This is a genomic window from Pseudomonas sp. RW407 (assembly GCF_003176655.1).
GTDB classification, from domain to species: domain Bacteria; phylum Pseudomonadota; class Gammaproteobacteria; order Pseudomonadales; family Pseudomonadaceae; genus Pseudomonas; species Pseudomonas delhiensis.
This window is the reverse complement of sequence record NZ_QGSL01000107.1, coordinates 982,337-1,000,091: the sequence shown is the minus strand read 5'-3', so window position 1 is coordinate 1,000,091 and position 17,755 is coordinate 982,337. Positions and strand designations below refer to the sequence as shown.

At 66.5% G+C, this 17,755-nt stretch carries 21 protein-coding genes; 12 read left to right on the top strand and 9 right to left on the bottom strand.

The annotated features are described in order from the left end of the window. Positions 1 to 92: 92 nt before the first annotated feature. Entirely contained in the window at positions 93 to 542 is a 450-nt protein-coding gene (locus DK254_RS28655) for a universal stress protein (protein WP_109936539.1), read from the top strand. 147 nt (positions 543 to 689) lie between these two features. Here the strand turns inward: DK254_RS28655 and DK254_RS28650 are convergent, their stop codons facing one another. From DK254_RS28650 to DK254_RS28640, 3 genes are all read right to left on the bottom strand, one after another. Continuing rightward, positions 690 to 2,354 carry a phosphoethanolamine transferase gene (locus tag DK254_RS28650; protein WP_109936538.1) on the bottom strand — a complete coding sequence of 555 codons (1,665 nt, stop codon included), beginning with the start codon at positions 2,352 to 2,354 and terminating at the stop codon, positions 690 to 692. Positions 2,355 to 2,483: 129 nt separating this feature from the next. Continuing rightward, positions 2,484 to 3,275: a hydroxypyruvate isomerase family protein gene (locus tag DK254_RS28645; RefSeq protein ID WP_109936537.1), complete on the bottom strand. Its 792-nt coding sequence runs from the start codon at positions 3,273 to 3,275 to the stop codon at positions 2,484 to 2,486. Between the two features lie 10 nt (positions 3,276 to 3,285). After that, positions 3,286 to 4,173, bottom strand: coding sequence for an NAD(P)-dependent oxidoreductase (locus DK254_RS28640; protein WP_109936536.1), 888 nt, complete (start codon positions 4,171 to 4,173; stop codon positions 3,286 to 3,288). Between the two features lie 168 nt (positions 4,174 to 4,341). Between DK254_RS28640 and DK254_RS28635 the strand changes: the two genes are divergently transcribed. The 4 genes from DK254_RS28635 to phnE are packed head-to-tail and all read left to right on the top strand — an operon-like array spanning position 4,342 to position 7,593. Next, positions 4,342 to 5,199: a putative selenate ABC transporter substrate-binding protein gene (locus tag DK254_RS28635; RefSeq protein ID WP_109936535.1), complete on the top strand. Its 858-nt coding sequence runs from the start codon at positions 4,342 to 4,344 to the stop codon at positions 5,197 to 5,199. Next, complete coding sequence (locus DK254_RS28630; protein ID WP_109936534.1) at positions 5,196 to 5,999, top strand: phosphonate ABC transporter ATP-binding protein; 804 nt, start codon at positions 5,196 to 5,198, stop codon at positions 5,997 to 5,999. Before DK254_RS28635 ends, DK254_RS28630 begins: the two co-directional genes overlap by 4 nt. Continuing rightward, a complete protein-coding gene (locus DK254_RS28625) occupies positions 5,993 to 6,814 on the top strand; it encodes an ABC transporter permease (RefSeq protein WP_109936533.1) in 822 nt (273 codons plus the stop codon). The genes DK254_RS28630 and DK254_RS28625 overlap by 7 nt, the downstream gene beginning before the upstream one ends. Beyond that, positions 6,811 to 7,593: a phosphonate ABC transporter, permease protein PhnE gene (gene phnE / locus DK254_RS28620; RefSeq protein ID WP_109936532.1), complete on the top strand. Its 783-nt coding sequence runs from the start codon at positions 6,811 to 6,813 to the stop codon at positions 7,591 to 7,593. The genes DK254_RS28625 and phnE overlap by 4 nt, the downstream gene beginning before the upstream one ends. Positions 7,594 to 7,996: 403 nt before the next feature. On the opposite strand, the gene DK254_RS28615 is transcribed toward phnE, so the two are convergent. From DK254_RS28615 to DK254_RS28600, 4 genes are all read right to left on the bottom strand, one after another. After that, complete coding sequence (locus DK254_RS28615; RefSeq protein ID WP_109936531.1) at positions 7,997 to 8,275, bottom strand: hypothetical protein; 279 nt, start codon at positions 8,273 to 8,275, stop codon at positions 7,997 to 7,999. Continuing rightward, positions 8,272 to 8,748: a DUF2778 domain-containing protein gene (locus DK254_RS28610; RefSeq protein WP_109936530.1), complete on the bottom strand. Its 477-nt coding sequence runs from the start codon at positions 8,746 to 8,748 to the stop codon at positions 8,272 to 8,274. The genes DK254_RS28615 and DK254_RS28610 overlap by 4 nt, the downstream gene beginning before the upstream one ends. 307 nt (positions 8,749 to 9,055) lie before the next feature. Then, entirely contained in the window at positions 9,056 to 9,421 is a 366-nt protein-coding gene (locus DK254_RS28605) for a DUF5064 family protein (RefSeq protein WP_109936529.1), read from the bottom strand. A gap of 65 nt (positions 9,422 to 9,486) precedes the next feature. Continuing rightward, the gene (locus DK254_RS28600; RefSeq protein ID WP_109936528.1) at positions 9,487 to 9,804 is read right to left on the bottom strand and encodes a DUF2288 domain-containing protein; all 318 of its coding nucleotides are present in this window, start codon (positions 9,802 to 9,804) and stop codon (positions 9,487 to 9,489) included. Between the two features lie 305 nt (positions 9,805 to 10,109). On the opposite strand from DK254_RS28600, the gene DK254_RS28595 reads away from it, so the two are divergent. The 7 genes from DK254_RS28595 (at position 10,110) to DK254_RS28565 (ending at position 16,065) form a co-directional block, all read left to right on the top strand. Beyond that, complete coding sequence (locus DK254_RS28595) at positions 10,110 to 11,231, top strand: branched-chain amino acid ABC transporter substrate-binding protein (RefSeq protein ID WP_109936527.1); 1,122 nt, start codon at positions 10,110 to 10,112, stop codon at positions 11,229 to 11,231. Positions 11,232 to 11,349: 118 nt separating this feature from the next. Beyond that, a complete protein-coding gene (gene livH / locus DK254_RS28590; RefSeq protein ID WP_109936526.1) occupies positions 11,350 to 12,267 on the top strand; it encodes a high-affinity branched-chain amino acid ABC transporter permease LivH in 918 nt (305 codons plus the stop codon). Beyond that, the gene (locus DK254_RS28585; RefSeq protein WP_109936525.1) at positions 12,264 to 13,517 is read left to right on the top strand and encodes a high-affinity branched-chain amino acid ABC transporter permease LivM; all 1,254 of its coding nucleotides are present in this window, start codon (positions 12,264 to 12,266) and stop codon (positions 13,515 to 13,517) included. Before livH ends, DK254_RS28585 begins: the two co-directional genes overlap by 4 nt. After that, entirely contained in the window at positions 13,514 to 14,281 is a 768-nt protein-coding gene (gene livG / locus DK254_RS28580; protein ID WP_109936524.1) for a high-affinity branched-chain amino acid ABC transporter ATP-binding protein LivG, read from the top strand. Before DK254_RS28585 ends, livG begins: the two co-directional genes overlap by 4 nt. Positions 14,282 to 14,284: 3 nt before the next feature. Then, positions 14,285 to 14,986, top strand: a complete 702-nt coding sequence (locus DK254_RS28575) for an ATP-binding cassette domain-containing protein (protein ID WP_109936523.1) — start codon at positions 14,285 to 14,287, stop codon at positions 14,984 to 14,986. Positions 14,987 to 15,259: 273 nt separating this feature from the next. Further along, positions 15,260 to 15,682, top strand: a complete 423-nt coding sequence (locus tag DK254_RS34960) for a type II toxin-antitoxin system Phd/YefM family antitoxin (RefSeq protein ID WP_256595979.1) — start codon at positions 15,260 to 15,262, stop codon at positions 15,680 to 15,682. Then, positions 15,679 to 16,065 (top strand): type II toxin-antitoxin system VapC family toxin, encoded by a 387-nt coding sequence (locus DK254_RS28565; RefSeq protein WP_109936521.1) that lies wholly within the window; start codon positions 15,679 to 15,681, stop codon positions 16,063 to 16,065. The genes DK254_RS34960 and DK254_RS28565 overlap by 4 nt, the downstream gene beginning before the upstream one ends. A gap of 67 nt (positions 16,066 to 16,132) precedes the next feature. Here DK254_RS28565 and DK254_RS28560 read toward each other — a convergent pair whose 3' ends face one another. Further along, positions 16,133 to 16,828: a GntR family transcriptional regulator gene (locus tag DK254_RS28560; protein WP_109936520.1), complete on the bottom strand. Its 696-nt coding sequence runs from the start codon at positions 16,826 to 16,828 to the stop codon at positions 16,133 to 16,135. A 62-nt stretch (positions 16,829 to 16,890) separates the two neighbouring features. Continuing rightward, a complete protein-coding gene (locus DK254_RS28555) occupies positions 16,891 to 17,625 on the bottom strand; it encodes an SDR family NAD(P)-dependent oxidoreductase (protein ID WP_089394399.1) in 735 nt (244 codons plus the stop codon). Between the last annotated feature and the right edge of the window lie 130 nt (positions 17,626 to 17,755).

Sequence of the window (17,755 nt, the reverse complement as noted above, 5' to 3'; positions counted from 1 at the left end):
GCCCCCACCGTCTACTATTGACGCTGCGCAAGGGAATCCACCCCGGGGAGAGCTAGAGTTTTCCCACCAAGCCACTCATTGAGGGATACATCATGTACGAGCGCATTCTGGTAGCAGTGGACGGCAGCCCGGTTTCGGACCGCGCACTGGGCGAGGCGGTCAAGCTGGCCCAGCTGACCGGCGGCGAGCTGCGCGTCATCACCATCGTCGACAGCCCGCTGCGCCATCTGCCCGACTATGCCGTCTACTACAACCCCGAGCCGCTGCGCGAAGCCGCGCTGAAGGCCGCCGACGACGTGCTGGCCAAGGCCCGCGAGCTGGTGGGCGACAAGGTCAAGGTGAAGTTCGACCGGGTCTGCCAGGAGCGCGCCAGCGAGGAAGTCGCCGAGCGCATCGAGCTCGAGGCCGAGGACGCCAAGTCCGATCTGATCGTCATGGGCACCCATGGCCGCCGCGGCGTACGCCGGCTGATGCTGGGCAGCGTGGCCGAGGGCCTGCTGCGCGTCAGCAACCGCCCGGTGCTGCTGGTTCGCGACAAGTAAGTCCAACCCCAATGAAAAAGGCCGTGCGGGGCGCCTCGCACGGCCTTTTTTCGCCTGCCCCCACCCTGTAGGAGCGAGCTTGCTCGCGAACGAGCCCCACTGCGGACTCTGTTCGCGAGCAAGCTCGCTCCTACGAAAGCATCGGCGTCATTCACCCGCCGCCACGGCATTGCCGCGGCAGGAGTGGAAGATATCCAGGCCGGGCTGGTACAGGCTGGTGCGCACGTCCATCAGGCCGAGCACCGAGTGGAACAGGTTGTCATGGCTCAGGCCCTGCTCGTCGCGCTTGCCGGCCAGGCAGCCACGGTCGATGCCCAGGTCGCGCAGGGTCGAGGGGCCGAACCACATCACCATGGGCACGTGGGTCTGCGCCGCCGGGGCGATGGCGTAGGGCGCGGCGTGCAGGTACACGCCGTTCTCGCCCAGCGACTCGCCGTGGTCGGAGACGTAGAGCATCGAGGTGTCGTACCTGTCGCTGTTCTTGTTCAGCAGCTCGATGACCTTCGCCAGGAAGAAGTCGGTGTAGAGGATGGTGTTGTCGTAGACGTTCACCAGCTCGTCCTTCGAGCAGCTACCCAGCTGGTTGGTGCGGCACACCGGCTTGAAGCGCTCCATGTCCGCCGGGTAGCGGTCGTAGTACTCCGGGCCGTGGCTGCCGTCGGCATGCAGGACGATGATGGCGTTGTCCTTCAGGCCGTCGATGTACGCCTGCAGGTCCTGCAGCAGGGCCTCGTCCAGGCAGCGGTTGCCGTCGCAGAAGGGACCGGGCTGGTTCTTCGGGATGTCGCGGTGCGGCACGCGCAGGCAGGTGCCCTTGCAGTCGCTGTTGTTGTCCAGCCAGAGCACCTGCAGGCCGGCGCGCTGCAGCACGTCCAGCAGGCTCTCGTAGGTCTTCCCCTTCTTGTCGCTGTAGTCCTCGCGGGGGAACTTGGAGAACATGCAGGGCACCGACACCGCGGTGGAGGTACCGCAGGAGTGCACCTGGGTGAAGTTGAGGATGTCCAGCTTCGCCAGTTCCGGGTTGGTCTGCCGGGCGTAGCCGTTGAGGGAGAAGTGGTCGGCCCGCGCGGTCTCGCCGACCACGAAGACGAACAGCGACTTCTTCGCCCGCTGCGAGGCCTTGGCGCCCTGCACCGCGTCCTCGCCGATCTTCTGCACCACCAACTCGGCCTTCTTGATGCCCAGGCGCTGCTTGCCGTACTTGCTCACGGCGTAGATGTAGTTGGTCGGGTTGATGAAGTGGGTCAGCTTGTCTTCCTCGCGGAAGATGGGCGCATAGGTGGAATAGAAGCCGCCCACCATGACCGCCACCGCGGCCACGCAGGCGAACACCACCAGCACCTTGTTCAGCAGCCCGCGCAGGAAGGGCTTGTAGGCCACCGGCAGCGCCCAGACCAGCGCCGACGGCAACGCCCCGAGCAGCAGCAGGTAGGCCACCAGCCGGCCGCTGAACAGCGCCTCGGCCTCGCCCGGGTTGGTCTCGAAGACGTTCTGCACCATCACCGTGTCGATGGTGATGCCATAGCTGTTCATGAAGTAGGCCGCCGCCGCCGAGCACAGCGCCACCAGGGTCAGCACCGGCTTGAGCAGCAGGCGGAAGGACACCAGGGTCAGCAGCAGGGTGAAGGCGGCCCAGAGGAAGACGCCGAAGGACGCGAAGAAGGCGATGCGGTACGCCCCCTGCAACGGCACCAGGCCGTCCAGCGCCTTCCAGGTGGCGAGGTTGTAGAACAGCACCAGGGCCAGGGAAAACAGCAGCACCAGGCGGTTGGAACTGATCGTGGGTAGCAGGCGACGGTTGCCCTCGGACATCGAGGCACTCCTTGACGGTACAGCGGAAAACGGAAAAGCCCGCCGTCCCCGGCGGGCGGGCCGAATCTACTGATCAGTTAGTCAAAAAAGTGTCAAATTCGCCACTGAATCGATACAACGTTTGTCGGCTCAGGCCGGGCGCAGGCGCTCCCGCCAGGCCGGCAGCCAGCCCAGGCCTGCGGCGGTGACGCCCTGCGGACGGTATTCGGCGCCCAGCCAGCCGTCGTAGCCCTGGGCCCGCAGCGCCGCCAGCGCCGGCGCGAAGTCCAGTTCGCCGCTGCCCGGCTCGCCGCGCCCCGGGGCGTCGGCGAACTGCACGTGGCCGATATGCCCTTGCAGCTGGCGCACGCATTCCGCCAGGTCCAGGCCCATGCGCGCCATGTGGTAGAAGTCCAGCTGCGCCGCCAGGTTCGGGTGGCCGACGCGCGCCAGCATGTCCAGCAGGTGCTGCGGAGTGTTGAGCAGGAAACCGGGCATGTCGTGCAGGTTGATCGCCTCCATCAGCACCGCGATGCCGCGCCCGGCGAAGGCCTCGGCGGCCTGCCCCAGGTGTTCGGCGAGCAGCGCCAGCGCCTGCTCGCGTTCGACGCCCTCGGCCAGGCGCCCGGCCAGCACGTTGATCTTCTGCGGGCGCAGCACCTCGGCGTAGTCCAGGGCCTGGCGCAGCCCGGCGGCGAACTGCGCCTCGCGCCCCGGCACCGCGGCCACCCCGGCGCCGCCCTGCATCAGGTCGCCGGCCGGCAGGTTGAACAGCACCAGCGGCAGGCCGCTGCGCTGCAGCTCGGCCTGCAGTGCCTCGGCCGGCACCTCGTAGGGAAACTGGACCTCCACCCCGGCGAAGCCGGCCTCGGCGGCGGCGCGCACGCGCTCCAGCAGCGGCAGCTCGGTGAACAGCAGGGACAGGTTGGCGCAGATCGGCATGGCGGCGTCCTCAATCGCGGGGTTGGCGGTACTGCTCGACCAGGGTGGCCGGGTCGTGCTCCAGGTGGCCCTGGCTGCCGTGCAGGCGCATCAGTTGCGCGGCCAGGCCGCTCATGGGCGTGGCCGAGCCCTGTTCGCGAGACAGCTTCACCGCGGTATCCAGGTCCTTGAGCAGGGTGCGCACGTGCCACTTGATGGGCTCGAAGCGGCTCTCGGCCATCTGCGGGGCGAGGATCTGCAAGGGCCTGGAGTCGGCGAAGCCGCCGGCCAGGGCCGGGGCGATCAGGCTGGCGTCGACCCCGGCGCTCTCCGCCAGGGCCACCACTTCGGCGATCACCAGGGCGTTGCAGGCGACGATCATCTGGTTGCACACCTTGGTCACCTGGCCGGCGCCGACCTCGCCCATGCGCGTCAGGCGCTGGCCGAGGTGGGCGAGAACGGGGCGGATGCGCTCGATGTCGTCCACCCGGCCGCCGGCCATGATCGCCAGGGTGCCGGCCTCGGCGCCCGGCGTGCCGCCGGAAACCGGCGCGTCGACCCAGCGCATGCCGCTGCGCGCCTCCAGCTCGGCGGCCATCTCGCGGGTGGCGGCCGGCTCCAGGCTGGAGAAGTCCACCAGCAGTTGGCCGGGCTTCGCCCCTTCGACGATGCCGCCGGGGCCGAACACCACCTCGCGCACGGCGGCGGTGTCGGCCAGACACAGCATGACGATCTCGGCTTCCGCGCACAGCTCGGCAGGGCTGGCCACTGCGTGGGCCCCCTCCCCGGCCAGCAGCTCGCGCTTGGCGGCGGAGCGGTTCCACACGCTCAGCGGGTAGCCGGCGGCGAGCAGCCGGCGGCTCATGGGCACGCCCATCAGGCCGAGGCCGGCGAAGGCGATGGAGGGCAAGGCAGACATGGACGACTCCTGTCGGGCAAAATGGCGGGCACGGGGGCGGCCATCTTACCGCCCACCAGCGCCTTCGCCGAGCCTGCGAGCCCGCCGCCGTGGTCATTTCCACGCGCACCGGCAGACCGCCACTATACTTCCCAGGCTTTTTCCGCTATTGAACCGGAGACTGCTCCCATGCTGAAACGCACCCTGGCGCTCGCCGCCTGCTTTGCGCTGTCCCTTTCCGCCAGCCTCACCCAGGCCGACACCCTCAAGGAACTGAAGGTCTCGGCAATCCCCGACGAAGCCCCCACCGAGCTGCTGCGCAAGTTCAAGCCGCTGGGCGAATACCTGCAGGAACGCCTGGGCATGCCGGTGAAGTTCATCCCGGTGTCCGACTACGCCGGGGTGGTCGAGGCGCTGGCCGCCGACCGCCTGGACATGGCCTGGCTGGGCGGCTTCACCTTCGTCCAGGCGCGCCTGAAGACCGGCAACGCCATCCCGTTGGTGCAGCGCGAGCAGGACCAGCAGTTCACCAGCAAATTCATCACCGCCGACGCCAGCGTGAAGTCGCTGCAGGACCTCAAGGGCAAGACCTTCGCCTTCGGCTCGGTGTCTTCCACCTCCGGCAGCCTGATGCCGCGCTACTTCATGCAGAAGGACGGCATAGTGCCCGAGCAGTTCTTCTCCCGCGTGGCCTACTCCGGCGCCCACGACGCCACCGTGGCCTGGGTCCAGGCCGGCAAGGTGGACGCCGGCGTGCTCAACGCCTCGGTCTGGCAGAAGCTGGTGGACGCCGGCAAGGTCGACACCGACAAGGTGAAGGTCTTCGCCACCACCCCGACCTACTACGACTACAACTGGACCGTGCGCGGCAATCTCGACCCGGCCCTGGCCGAGAAGATCAAGCAGGCCTTCCTCGACCTGGATCCGAGCAAGCCGCGCGACAAGGCCATCCTCGACCTGCAGGCGGCCAGCCGCTTCATCGAGACCAAGCCCGAGAACTACAAGGGCATCGAGGAGTCGGCCCGCGCCGCCGGCCTGTTGAAGTGAGCCTGCGCCTGACCGGCGTGGAGCACCTCCACGCCAATGGCCAGCGCGCCCTCGCCGGCATCGACCTGCGTGTCGAGGCCGGCGAGCGGGTGGCGATCATCGGCCCCTCGGGCGCCGGCAAGACCACCCTGCTGCGCGTGCTGGCCACCGCCCTGAAACCCAGCCACGGCGAGATCGAACTGCTCGGCAGCCAGCCCTGGCGCCTGGGCAGCCGGGCCCGCCAGCGCCTGCGCGCGCGCATCGGCCTGATCCACCAGGCGCCACCACTGCCACCGCGGCAGCGGGTGGTCAACGCCGTACTGGCCGGGCGCCTCGGCCAGTGGCCGCTGTGGAAGAGCCTGGCCAGCCTGGTCTACCCGCTGGACATCGACGGCGCCCTCGCCGCCCTGCAGCGCCTGGACCTGGGCGACAAGCTGTTCCAGCGCTGCGACCAGCTTTCCGGCGGCCAGCTGCAGCGTATCGGCATCGCCCGCGCGTTGTACCAGCAGCCGGAACTGCTGCTGGCCGACGAGCCGGTCTCGGCCATGGACCCGGTGCTCGCCGGGCACACCCTCGCCCAGCTCACCCACGAAGCCGACGCCCGCGGCCTGACCCTGCTGGCCAGCCTGCACGCGGTGGAACTGGCCCTGGCGCACTTCCCGCGCATCGTCGGCCTGCGCGATGGCCGCATCGCCTTCGACAAGCCGTCCGCCAGCGTAAGCCCGGACGACCTGCGGCAGCTCTACGCCAACGAGCAGTTGAGCGTGGATGCCCCGGCGCCGGTCGAGCCGCTGCACGTGGTGCAGATCCCGCGATGCTGAAACCCCGCGACCCCGCCGCCCTGCCGCGGCTGCTGCTGACCCTGCTGGCCCTGGCCCTGCTGTGGCCCGGCGTGCGCCTGAGCGAGCTGGACATCCCCGGCCTGTTCAGCGGCGACAACGCCCGCACCATGGCCGGCTTCCTCGCCGGCTTCTGGCCGCCGGCCCACGACGCCGAGTTCCTCGCCATCCTCGGCCGCGCCACCCTGGAAACCCTGGCCATCGCCACCGCCGGCATGGCCCTGGCCTGGCTGATCGCCTTCCCCGCGGCCCTGCTGGCCACCCGCGCGCTGTCGCTGTCCGCCCTGCCCCGCGGCGGCCTGCCGGCCTGGTGGGCACGCGCCCTGCGCTGGCCGGTGCGGCTGCTGCTGATCGTGCTGCGCAGCATCCCGGAGATCGTCTGGGCGCTGCTGTTCGTCCGCGCCGTCGGCCTGGGCCCAACGGCGGGTGTCATGGCCATCGCCATCACCTACGGCGGCATGCTCGGCAAGGTCTACGCGGAAATCTTCGAGTCGGTGGACCCGCGCCCCACCCGCGCCCTGCTGCTGGGCGGCGGCTCGCGCCTGGGCGCCTTCGCCTACGGCCTGCTGCCCCAGGCGGCGAGCGAGATGATTTCCTACACCGTGTACCGCTGGGAATGCGCGATCCGCGCCTCGGTGGTCATGGGCTTCGTCGGCGCCGGCGGGCTCGGCCAGCAGGTCGACCTGTCGCTGCGCATGTTCGCCGGCGGCGAGGTGGCCAGCATCCTGCTGACCTTCCTGCTGCTGGTGCTGGGCGCCGACCAGCTCAGCCGCTTCCTGCGCCGGAGGCTGGAATGAACCGCGCCCGCGCAGGCCTGCTGCGCAGCCTGGGCTGGAGCCTGGCGATCCTGGCCGCGGTGGCGGCCTCCTTCGTCTACCTGCAGATCGACAGCGACGGCCTGCTCAGCGGCGAAGGCCTGCGCCAGATGCTCGGCTACGCCCGCGACTTCTTCCCGCCGGACCTGTCCGCCACGCACCTGCGGGCGGTGGGCCGCGGCGCCCTGGAAACCCTCGCCATGTCGGCCCTGGGCACGCTGCTCGCGGCGCTGCTGGGCATGCTCTTCGCCCTGCCGGCCGCCGGCCGCTTCGGCGCCGCCGCGCAGAGCCTGGCGCGCTTCGTTCTCAACGCCCTGCGCGCGGTGCCGGAACTGGTGTGGGGCGCGCTGATGGTGCTGGCCGCCGGCCTGGGCCCGAACGCCGGCACCCTGGCCCTGGCCCTGCACACCGGCGGCGTGCTCGGCCGGCTGTTCGCCGAGGCCCTGGAAAACACCCCGGCGGAACCTGCCGAGGCCCTGCGCCTGGGCGGCAGCGGGCGGGTCGCGGCCTTCGCCTACGGCACCCTGCCGGCGGTCTGGCCACAACTGGTGGCCTACATCCTCTACCGCTGGGAGAACAACATCCGCATGGCCAGCGTGCTCGGCTTCGTCGGCGCCGGCGGCCTGGGGCAGATGCTCTACTTCAGCCTCAGCCTGTTCCAGCAGGCCCAGGCAGCCACGGTGATCCTCGCCATGCTGGTGCTGGTGCTGGGCGTCGACAGCCTCAGCGCCTGGGCGCGGCAGCGGTGGGTCAGCGCCTGAGCCGTGCCGGTGAATGGGGTTGTCGGTGGCATTGGGGTTGGGTTGACGCCGGGATAGTCCGGCGTCGCCAATGAATCCAATCGCGGATGGAGTCCGCTCCTACAGGTTGCTGTGAGACATGGCATTCCCACCGAACTTTTCCGCGATAGCCGGAAATATCGGTGCGATTCGCGAATGAGATCCTACCCCGCCACCGCTGTCCCACCTGTAGGAGCGCGCCCTGCGCGCGATTCGCGGGCAGGGCCCGCTCCTACAATGGGGCGACATGGGAGACACGAATTTCGATCCAGTCACTCCCGCGAACGAGGGAGCCCAGAAGACAGTTGCTCCTACGTTATTTTCTATTCGCGCCGAGGTGCTCTTCGTAGGAGGACCCCGGCACACCAACCATCGAAGTGGCGCATCAGCGGGAGCGGTATTTCCAGAGCAGATACAGCAGATGGGCAATGCGTCTCACATATCGCATGGCGAACATGGCCAATAGCAGAGACACGGCAAAGGCCACGGTGGCATGGAGGTTCACGAAGCTCTCCATCCCATGCAGGCCCAGCGCACCGCTTGCCCAATCCAATGCCTTCACGGGCAACGGGCGATACAGGATGCCCCCCACAAAGGGCGCGAAGAAATAAGTGAGACCTGCAGTAGCAGCGATATACAGAAGGACGAGAGCTGTCTTTTTCATCTTACCTGCAGCACGCCATAGGCACGACTTCCATCGGCAAGCACCATCGGCAAAGTACATTTCAAAGCCGCCGATAGCCAATCGAACTGAACCTGGTATTGCAACACCACACACCCCTTGCTAAGTGCGCCAGGGCCTATCGGATGCAATCTGAAATTGCCTCGACGGATGTGCCGGACAAACGTCCAGTCATCAATCACCTCGTCATCCCTGTAGAACGAAAACCAGCGCTCCTGATCGACGCCGAATACACGGCTTGCCTTGTTGTATAGCCAGCCGAGACGTCCACCGGACTGGCGATCGAATATGTAGTAACGCCCCCTGGGCAGAGGGCCTTCGTCCACCCGGGAAACGAATCTCGGGTCGTTGCGAGTCGCGCTGTCACCGGAAAAGGCCGGAAATCGCCCCACCCCACCACACTCCAGATCACTGAAGAGCTTGCCATTGAGTTCGAACGAGCAATAAACGGGCATGCCTGCATCACCTGAGCAATCCATCCGCTCCCACTTCCGGAAAACCACGGCGGTGGGAAGAGTGATGCCTAGGTTGGTCGTACAAACCTCAGGAAAGAATCGCCCGAATACGTCAAGGGATGTAGGAGCCTGCTGTTCCTTCAGGCGAAACGATCGTCACTTGGGTAGCCATCGCTGTCCGGAAATGAAGAAGCCCAGCACTGGCCATAATGCAAGGCTGCTGGGTTTCTCTCGTCCCTGAGACAGAAACCTCCGCTTCACACGCATGAAAAAACCCGGCATCTGCCGGGCTTCTTCGTATCAGGGCTCACTCGTCGCCATGGATCACCTTGTCCAGGTCCACCGGGTCCCCCGGGTGGGTCCCCAGCTTGACGCGGATGTCCTCGAACATCGCGTCGTATTCCTTGTGGATGCGCACGATGGGCCCGAAGCGCGGGTGCAGGCCATGCTTCTGGGCGATGCGGGTGGCGTCGCTGGCGAAGTTGAAGGCCTGGTCCTTGGGCATGTCGAACTCTTCCTTGAAGGCATTGCCGTCGATGCTGCCGTCCATGGTGAAGTGGACATAGGCGCCCTTCCCGGCGTCGTGGCGAATCTCGTAGTACAGGTTGATATCCAGCGCTTGCTGGTCAAGGCCCGGCAGGGCGTGGAGATGCAGGTGACCAGGCTCGAACATGACATACCTCCTTGCAGTGGTCCCGCAAGTCTAGCTCGCCTGTGGGTAACGCAAGGGGCCCCGGATCAATGCAGGCGGTTTTTTTCCGCACGCTCCTGGACCAGCACCCAGGGCGCCACCACCACCGCCCACAGCTGCGGGTCGCGTTCGAGGAAGTCGCGGGCGCGAGCCTCGTCGACCCTGGCCAGGCCGCCGCTGGCCAGCCAGGCAGCGACTTTCTGGCGGTCGTCCTCGGCCACGGCCTGCGCGGCCTCCACCAGGTCGACGGCCTCGGCCACCTGCAATAGGGCGCCGCGGGCGAAGAACGGCTGCAGCTCCTGCCAGGAAATCATCGCGGTCTCGCCGAGCAGCTTGGCATAGAGGGTGCTAGTTTGTTCAGTCATGGTACTCACCGGGAAATCAGGCGGCGCCATGATACCGCCCGGTCGGCGCCAGGCAAGTTTCCCGGGAGCCGCGTGGGGGCGGATGGACCAAAGGAGGGGTACTGGCACAACGCCGTTTTTCTATACGTTTGTTTCGTCTTTGCGACATGGGTCGAAACGCCCCGCCGCCACCCGCTTTTCAAGCGGCGAAGCGGCACTCTACACTGTACCGGTACAGTTGCCGGCGGATTCCGCCCCGGGCGCAGAACCCGGCGAACCGCGGCCACGAATCACAAGAACGAAAACACAAGAATGAGTGGAGCATTATGAAAAAGGGTACTCAACGTCTTTCCCAACTGTTGACCGCCATGGCCCTGGCCGGCGTCGCCAGCTATTCGATGGCCGCCGATACCATCAAGATCGCCCTGGCCGGTCCGGTGACCGGCGCGGTCGCCCAGTACGGGGAGATGGAGTTCGTCGGCGCCAAGATGGCCATCGAACAGATCAACAAGGCCGGTGGCGTCGACGGCAAGCAGCTCGAAGGCGTGGTCTACGATGACGCCTGCGATCCGAAGCAGGCCGTGGCGGTCGCCAACAAGATCGTCAACGATGGCGTCAAGTTCGTCGTCGGCCACCTGTGCTCCAGCTCCACTCAACCGGCATCGGACATCTACGAGGACGAAGGCGTCCTGATGATCTCCCCGGCCTCCACCAGCCCGGACATCACCAGCCGCGGCTACAAGCTGATCTTCCGCACCATCGGCCTGGACAACATGCAGGGCCCGACCGCCGGCAAGTTCATCGCCGAGCACGTCAAGCCGAAGATCGTCGCCGTCATCCACGACAAGCAGCAGTACGGCGAAGGCATCGCCACCGCGGTCAAGAAGACCCTGGAAAACGCCGGCGTGAAAGTCGCCGTCTTCGAAGGCATCAACGCCGGCGACAAGGACTTCTCCTCGCTGATCGCCAAGCTCAAGCAGGCCAACGTCGACTTCGTCTACTACGGCGGCTACCACCCGGAACTGGGCCTGCTGCTGCGCCAGACCTCCGAGAAGGGCCTGAAGGTCGGCTTCATGGGTCCGGAAGGCGTGGGCAACAAGGAAATTTCCGCAATTGCCGGCCCGGCTTCCGAAGGCCTCTACGTGACCCTGCCGAAATCCTTCGACCAGGATCCGAAGAACCAGGCCCTGGTCGCCGCCTTCAAGGCCAAGAACCAGGACCCGAGCGGCCCGTTCGTGTTCCCGGCCTACGCCGCCGTGCAGGTCATCGCCGACAGCATCAAGAAAGCCGGCAGCGAGGACACCGACAAGGTCGCCGCCGCCCTGCGCGCCAATACCTTCGACACCCCCACCGGTGCCCTGGCCTTCGACGAGAAGGGCGACCTGAAGAACTTCAACTTCGTGGTCTACCAGTGGCACAAGGACGGCACCAAGACCGAAGTCAAATAAGGTCTGCCGCCTGAGTCCAGAGCCCACTGCACCAGCAGTGGGCTTTGTTTATTCCGCGTATTCCGGGGGTCCGTCGCGCCACAAGCGCCGCTTCACGCGACGCCCGAGGAGTTAGGTGATGCCTGAGCTCTATCACTACCTGCAACAGCTGATCAACGGCCTGACCGTTGGCAGCACCTATGCCCTGATCGCCATCGGCTACACCATGGTCTATGGCATCATCGGCATGATCAACTTCGCCCATGGCGAGGTCTACATGATCGGCTCGTACGTAGCCTTCATCGTGATCACCGGCCTGGCCATGATGGGGATCGTCAGCCTGCCGATCGTCATCTTCTGCACCTTCGCCGCCGCCATCATCGTCACCAGTGCCTACGGCTACAGCATCGAACGGATCGCCTACCGGCCGCTGCGCGGCAGCAACCGGCTGATCCCGCTGATCTCCGCCATCGGCATGTCGATCTTCCTGCAGAACGAGGTCCTGCTCGCCCAGGATTCCAAGGACAAGGCCATCCCCAACCTGCTGCCGGGCAACTTCGTCTTCGGCGGCGACGCCGGCGTGACCATCTCGTACATGCAGGTGCTGATCTTCATCGTCACCCTGCTGGCCATGTACGGCCTGAGCATGTTCATCTCCCGTTCCCGACTGGGCCGCGCCTGCCGCGCCTGCGCCGAGGACATCAAGATGGCCAACCTGCTGGGGATCAACACCAACAACATCATCGCCCTGACCTTCGTCATCGGCGCCACCCTGGCCGCCGTGGCCGCGGTGCTGCTGGGCCTGCAGTACGGCGTGATCAACCCGAACATCGGCTTCCTCGCCGGCATCAAGGCCTTCACCGCCGCGGTGCTCGGCGGCATCGGCAGCATCCCCGGCGCCATGCTCGGCGGCCTGGTGCTGGGCGTGGCCGAAGCCTTCGGCGCCGACGTGTTCGGCAACCAGTACAAGGACGTGGTGGCCTTCAGCCTGCTGGTCCTGGTGCTGCTGTTCCGCCCCACCGGTCTGCTCGGTCGTCCGGAGGTGGAGAAGGTATGAACAAGCGACTCAAGACGGCCTTCTTCAGCGCCCTGCTGGTACTGGCGGTGGCCTACCCGATCCTCGGGGTGAAACTCAGCGTCATCGGCATCGGCCTGCAGCTGGAAGGCGTCAGCCCGGCCACCCTGTGGACCATCGCCGCGTGCGCCGTGGGCATGTTCGTCTGGCAACTGGTGCGCGACCGCTTCAGCCTCAGCCGCGGCCGTACCCTGCACCTGGGCGAGAACAACTTCCTGTATCGCTCCCTGACGCGGCCCTCGGTGCAACGCCAGGTGATCGTCCTGATGATCCTGGTCGCCCTGGTCTGGCCCTTCTGGGGCTCGCGCGGCGCGGTGGACATCGCCACCCTGGTGCTGATCTACGTGCTGCTGGGCCTGGGCCTGAACATCGTGGTGGGCCTGGCCGGCCTGCTGGACCTGGGCTACGTCGGCTTCTACGCCGTGGGCGCCTACAGCTATGCCTTGCTCTCCCACTACTACGGCCTGGGCTTCTGGACCTGCCTGCCGATCGCCGGGGCGATGGCAGCGCTGTTCGGCTTCCTGCTCGGTTTCCCGGTGCTGCGCCTGCGCGGCGACTACCTGGCGATCGTGACCCTGGGCTTCGGCGAGATCATCCGCGTGCTGCTGCGCAACTTCACCGACCTCACCGGCGGCCCCAACGGCATCAGCGGCATCGAGAAGCCGTCCCTGCTCGGGCTGACCTTCGAGCGCCGCGCCCCCGAGGGCATGCAGACCTTCCACGAGTTCTTCGGCATCGCCTACAACTCGAACTACAAGGTCGTGTTCCTCTACCTGGTGGCGCTGCTGCTGGTGCTGCTGGTGCTGTTCGTCATCAACCGCCTGCTGCGCATGCCCCTGGGCCGCGCCTGGGAAGCGCTGCGCGAAGACGAGATCGCCTGCCGCGCGCTGGGCCTGAACCCGACCATGATCAAGCTCTCGGCCTTCACCCTGGGCGCCTGCTTCGCCGGTTTCGCCGGCAGCTTCTTCGCCGCGCGCCAGGGCCTGGTGACCCCGGAGTCGTTCACCTTCATCGAGTCGGCGACCATCCTCGCCATCGTCGTCCTCGGCGGCATGGGCTCGCAGCTGGGCGTGATCCTCGCCGCCGTGGTGATGATCCTGCTGCCCGAGCTGATGCGCGAGTTCAGCGAATACCGCATGTTGATGTTCGGCGCCATCATGGTGCTGATGATGATCTGGCGTCCGCAGGGCCTGCTGCCGATGCAGCGCCCGCACCTGGAGTTGCGTAAATGAGTCGACCGATTCTTGAAGTATCCGGCCTGACCATGCGCTTCGGTGGCCTGCTGGCCGTCAACGGCGTCGCGCTCAAGGTCGAGGAAAAGCAGGTGGTCTCGATGATCGGCCCCAACGGCGCCGGCAAGACCACCGTGTTCAACTGCCTGACCGGCTTCTACCAGCCCACCGGTGGCCAGATCCTGCTGCGCGGCGAGCCCATCCAGGGCCTGCCGGGGCACAAGATCGCCCACCGCGGCGTGGTGCGGACCTTCCAGAACGTCCGCCTGTTCAAGGAAATGACCGCGGTGGAGAACCTGCTGGTCGCCCAGCACCGGCACATCAACACCAACTTCTTCGCCGGCCTGCTGAAGACCCCGGCGTTCCGCCGTGCCGAGGCCGAGGCGCTGGACTATGCGGCGCACTGGCTGGAAGTGGTCAACCTGAAGGACGTGGCCAACCGCCCGGCCGGCACCCTGGCCTACGGCCAGCAGCGCCGCCTGGAAATCGCCCGCTGCATGATGACGCGCCCGCAACTGCTGATGCTCGACGAGCCGGCGGCCGGCCTCAACCCGCGCGAGACCGAGGACCTCAAGGCGCTGATCGCCATGCTGCGCGCCGAGCACGGCGTGACCGTGCTGCTGATCGAGCACGACATGAAGCTGGTGATGAGCATTTCCGACCACATCTACGTGATCAACCAGGGCACGCCCCTGGCCGACGGTACCCCGGAGCAGATCCGCGACAACCCGGACGTGATCAAAGCCTATCTGGGGGAGGCCTGAGCCATGCTGAAGTTCGACAAGGTCTCCACCTTCTACGGCAAGATCCAGGCCCTGCACGAAGTCAGCCTGGAAGTGCAGCAGGGCGAGATCGTCACCCTGATCGGTGCCAACGGCGCCGGCAAGTCGACCCTGCTGATGACCCTCTGCGGCTCGCCGCGGGCGGCCTCCGGCAGCATCAAGTACCTCGGCGAGGAACTGGTCGGCCAGGAATCCTCGCACATCATGCGCAAGAGCATCGCGGTGGTCCCCGAAGGCCGCCGGGTGTTCGCCCGCCTGACCGTCGAGGAAAACCTGGCCATGGGCGGCTTCTTCACCAGCAAGGGCGACTACCAGGAGCAGATGGAGCGCGTCCTGGGGCTGTTCCCGCGCCTGAAGGAGCGCTTCAGCCAGCGCGGCGGCACCATGTCCGGCGGCGAGCAGCAGATGCTCGCCATCGGCCGCGCGCTGATGAGCAAGCCCAAGCTGCTGCTGCTCGACGAGCCGTCCCTGGGCCTGGCGCCGATCATCATCCAGCAGATCTTCGACATCATCGAACAGCTGCGCAGCGAAGGCGTGACCGTCTTCCTCGTCGAGCAGAACGCCAACCAGGCGCTACGGCTCGCCGACCGCGGCTACGTGCTGGAGAACGGCCGGATCGTGATGCAGGACACCGGCGCCAACCTGCTGGTCAACCCCAAGGTACGCGACGCCTACCTGGGCGGTTGAGCCCCTGGCGGTAATGCAAAACGGCCCTTCGGGGCCGTTTTTCTTTGCGCGCCGGCCTGGCAACAGCGAGCTTGCCCGCGGACCGGAAATCCATCATGAGGAAACCTGGCTTTGCAGTCCCTCCCCTGTTTCGACAACCGCGCAGGGGACAGAAATGGCGTCAGCCCAAGGCTCCGCAATTGCCGGAAAACACCGTTCGCGAGCAAGCTCGCTCCTACATCCAGCGGCCCGCATTCTTCCTAGCCTGGAACCTCCCACTCAAGGAGGCCAAACATGGAAAGAGGCACCGTATTGCAGAACGACCGCAGCCTGGCCGCAGGCCGCCCCCGCCTGCTCACCCACGCGGGGGCGAGCAGGGGCAACGGTTTCGATGCGGCGAGTCTCAACACCGACTTGTGGCGTAACTCGCACTGGACTAGACTAACCGAACTTAGTCCATCGAGCCCCGCCATGCAAACCGTCAACATCCACGAAGCCAAGACCCATCTGTCCCGGCTCGTCGAGCAGGCCGCCAAAGGCGAATCCTTCGTGATAGCCAAGGCAGGCAAGCCCATGGTCAAGGTCGTTCCGCTGGACGCGCCGGACGCGGGTCAATCGAAGCGACTGGGCTTCATGGCCGGCCAATTCAGCGTCCCGGACGATTTCGAGCGCATGGGCCAGGCTGAAATCGAGCAGCTTTTCGGCAACGACGCATGAAACTGCTGCTGGATACCCATCTGCTGCTGTGGGCAGCCAGCGAGCCGGAGCGCCTGTCGGGGGAAACCCGCGCCTTGATCGAGGCGCCGGAGAACGAACTGTTCTTCAGCCCGGCCAGCCTGTGGGAAATAGCCATAAAACGGGGCCTGGGCCGCAATGACTTCCAGGTGGACCCACGGCTCCTGCGCAGGGGCCTGCTGGACAACGGCTATGGCGAACTGCCCATTGGCAGCGGGCATGCAGTGGAAACCGACAGCCTGCCGTCGATCCACAAGGACCCGTTCGACCGCATCCTGGTCGCCCAGGCCATGGTCGAAGGCATCACCCTGCTGACATCCGATGCCCTGGTTGCGCAGTATCCCGGCCCGGTTCGAAAGGTCTGACAGCAAGAAGAACCCACTGCTTTCTTCAACGCCTCGAGCGACCCCTTCGGGGGTCGTTTTTCTTTGCTCAGGAAACCTGGCTCGCCCGCGCCTCGTCCCCTTCCCGCTGGGCAAGAAACTCCAGCATCTTCTGGCTGCCATCGGTGAGGTCGGCGCAGATGGCCGCGCGGGCCGCGGCGCCATCGCCCTTGCGCAGGGCATGCAGCACTTCCCAGTGGTGCTCCACCGCCATGCGCTCGTTGAAGCTGCCGTAGGTCCGCGCGATCAGCGGCCCGGTGCGCATCCACAGGCTGTCGAGGAAGCCCTTGAGCAGCGGCATGCCGGCGATCTCGGCGAGGGCGAAGTGGAAGGCCTGGTTGAGCTTGAGCGCTGCCACCAGGTCGTCGGCATGGATGGCCGCGAGGTTGTCGCGGATGTTCTTCTCCAGCATCGCCAGTTGCTCGGGCGTGACGCGACCGGCCGCGGTCTCGGCGGCCAGGCCCTCCAGGGCCACGCGGATGCTGCGGATTTCCAGGTACTGCTCGCGGCTCAGCACCGGCACGCGGATGTCCCGCGGCGTGCGGAGCACCAGCGCCTGCTCCTTGGCCAGTTGCAGGATGGCGTCGCGCACCGGCGTCACGCTGGTGCCCAGTTGCTGCGCCAGGTCGCGGATGCGCAGGCGGTCGTCGGGCTGGAAGCGCCCGGTGATCAGTGCCTCGCGCAGCAACGCGTAGACGCCGCTGCCCAGGTAGGCATGGTTGAGGCCGTCGATGGGATAGTTCATGGCTTCCTCGTGGGTCCGGGCGCGATGATGCGGTGCTGGCCGGCGAATTGCCAGCCACCCGCTCAGACGTGCTGGCCGCCGTTGACGTGGATCTCCGCGCCGTTCACGTAGGACGCCCCCTGGGTGCAGAGGAAGTGGATCAGCGAGGCCACCTCCTCCGGCTTGCCCAGGCGGTGCATGGGAATGTCGCGCTCGACGATCAGTTCGGTGCCCGAGGACAGGATCGAGGTATCGATCTCCCCCGGCGCGATGGCGTTCACCCGCACGCCATGGCGGCCGAAGTCGTAGGCCATCTCGCGGGTCAGCGCCGCCAGCGCCGCCTTGGACGAGGCATAGGCCACGCCGGCGAAAGGGTGCACCCGGGAGCCGGCGATGGAAGTGACGTTGATGATGCTGCCCTGGGCCGCCTTCAGTTCCTCGAACAGCCCGCGGGCCAGCAGCGCGGTGGAGAACAGGTTGACGTTGAACACCTTCAGCCAGGTGCCGTAGTCGCTTTCCAGCACGCCCATGCGCTGCCCCTCCGGGCCCTTGGGCGAGATGCCGGCGTTGTTCACCAGGGCGTCCAGGCGCCCGCCAAGCTTCTCGCGGATCGCCGGCAGCGTGGCCTCGACGCTGGCGATGTCCTCCAGGTCCAGGTGGATGTGGTTGAGCAGCCCCTCGGCCCAGGGGCATTCGGCCACCCAGTCCTGGCGCGAGGCGGTGAACACCCGCCAGCCGGCGGCATTGAAGTGCTTCACGGTGGCGTGGCCGATGCCGCGGCTGGCGCCGGTGAGCAGCAGGGTCCTGGGTTCGCTCATGCAGGTATCCGTCCGTTTCGGGCTCGAGGGAGTAGGCTGAATCATGGCTCAAACGATGCGCATTGAAAATATGATGCATCATATTTTATTTGTGATCTAATGGCCGCCAGCACAACCCAGAACGACAAGA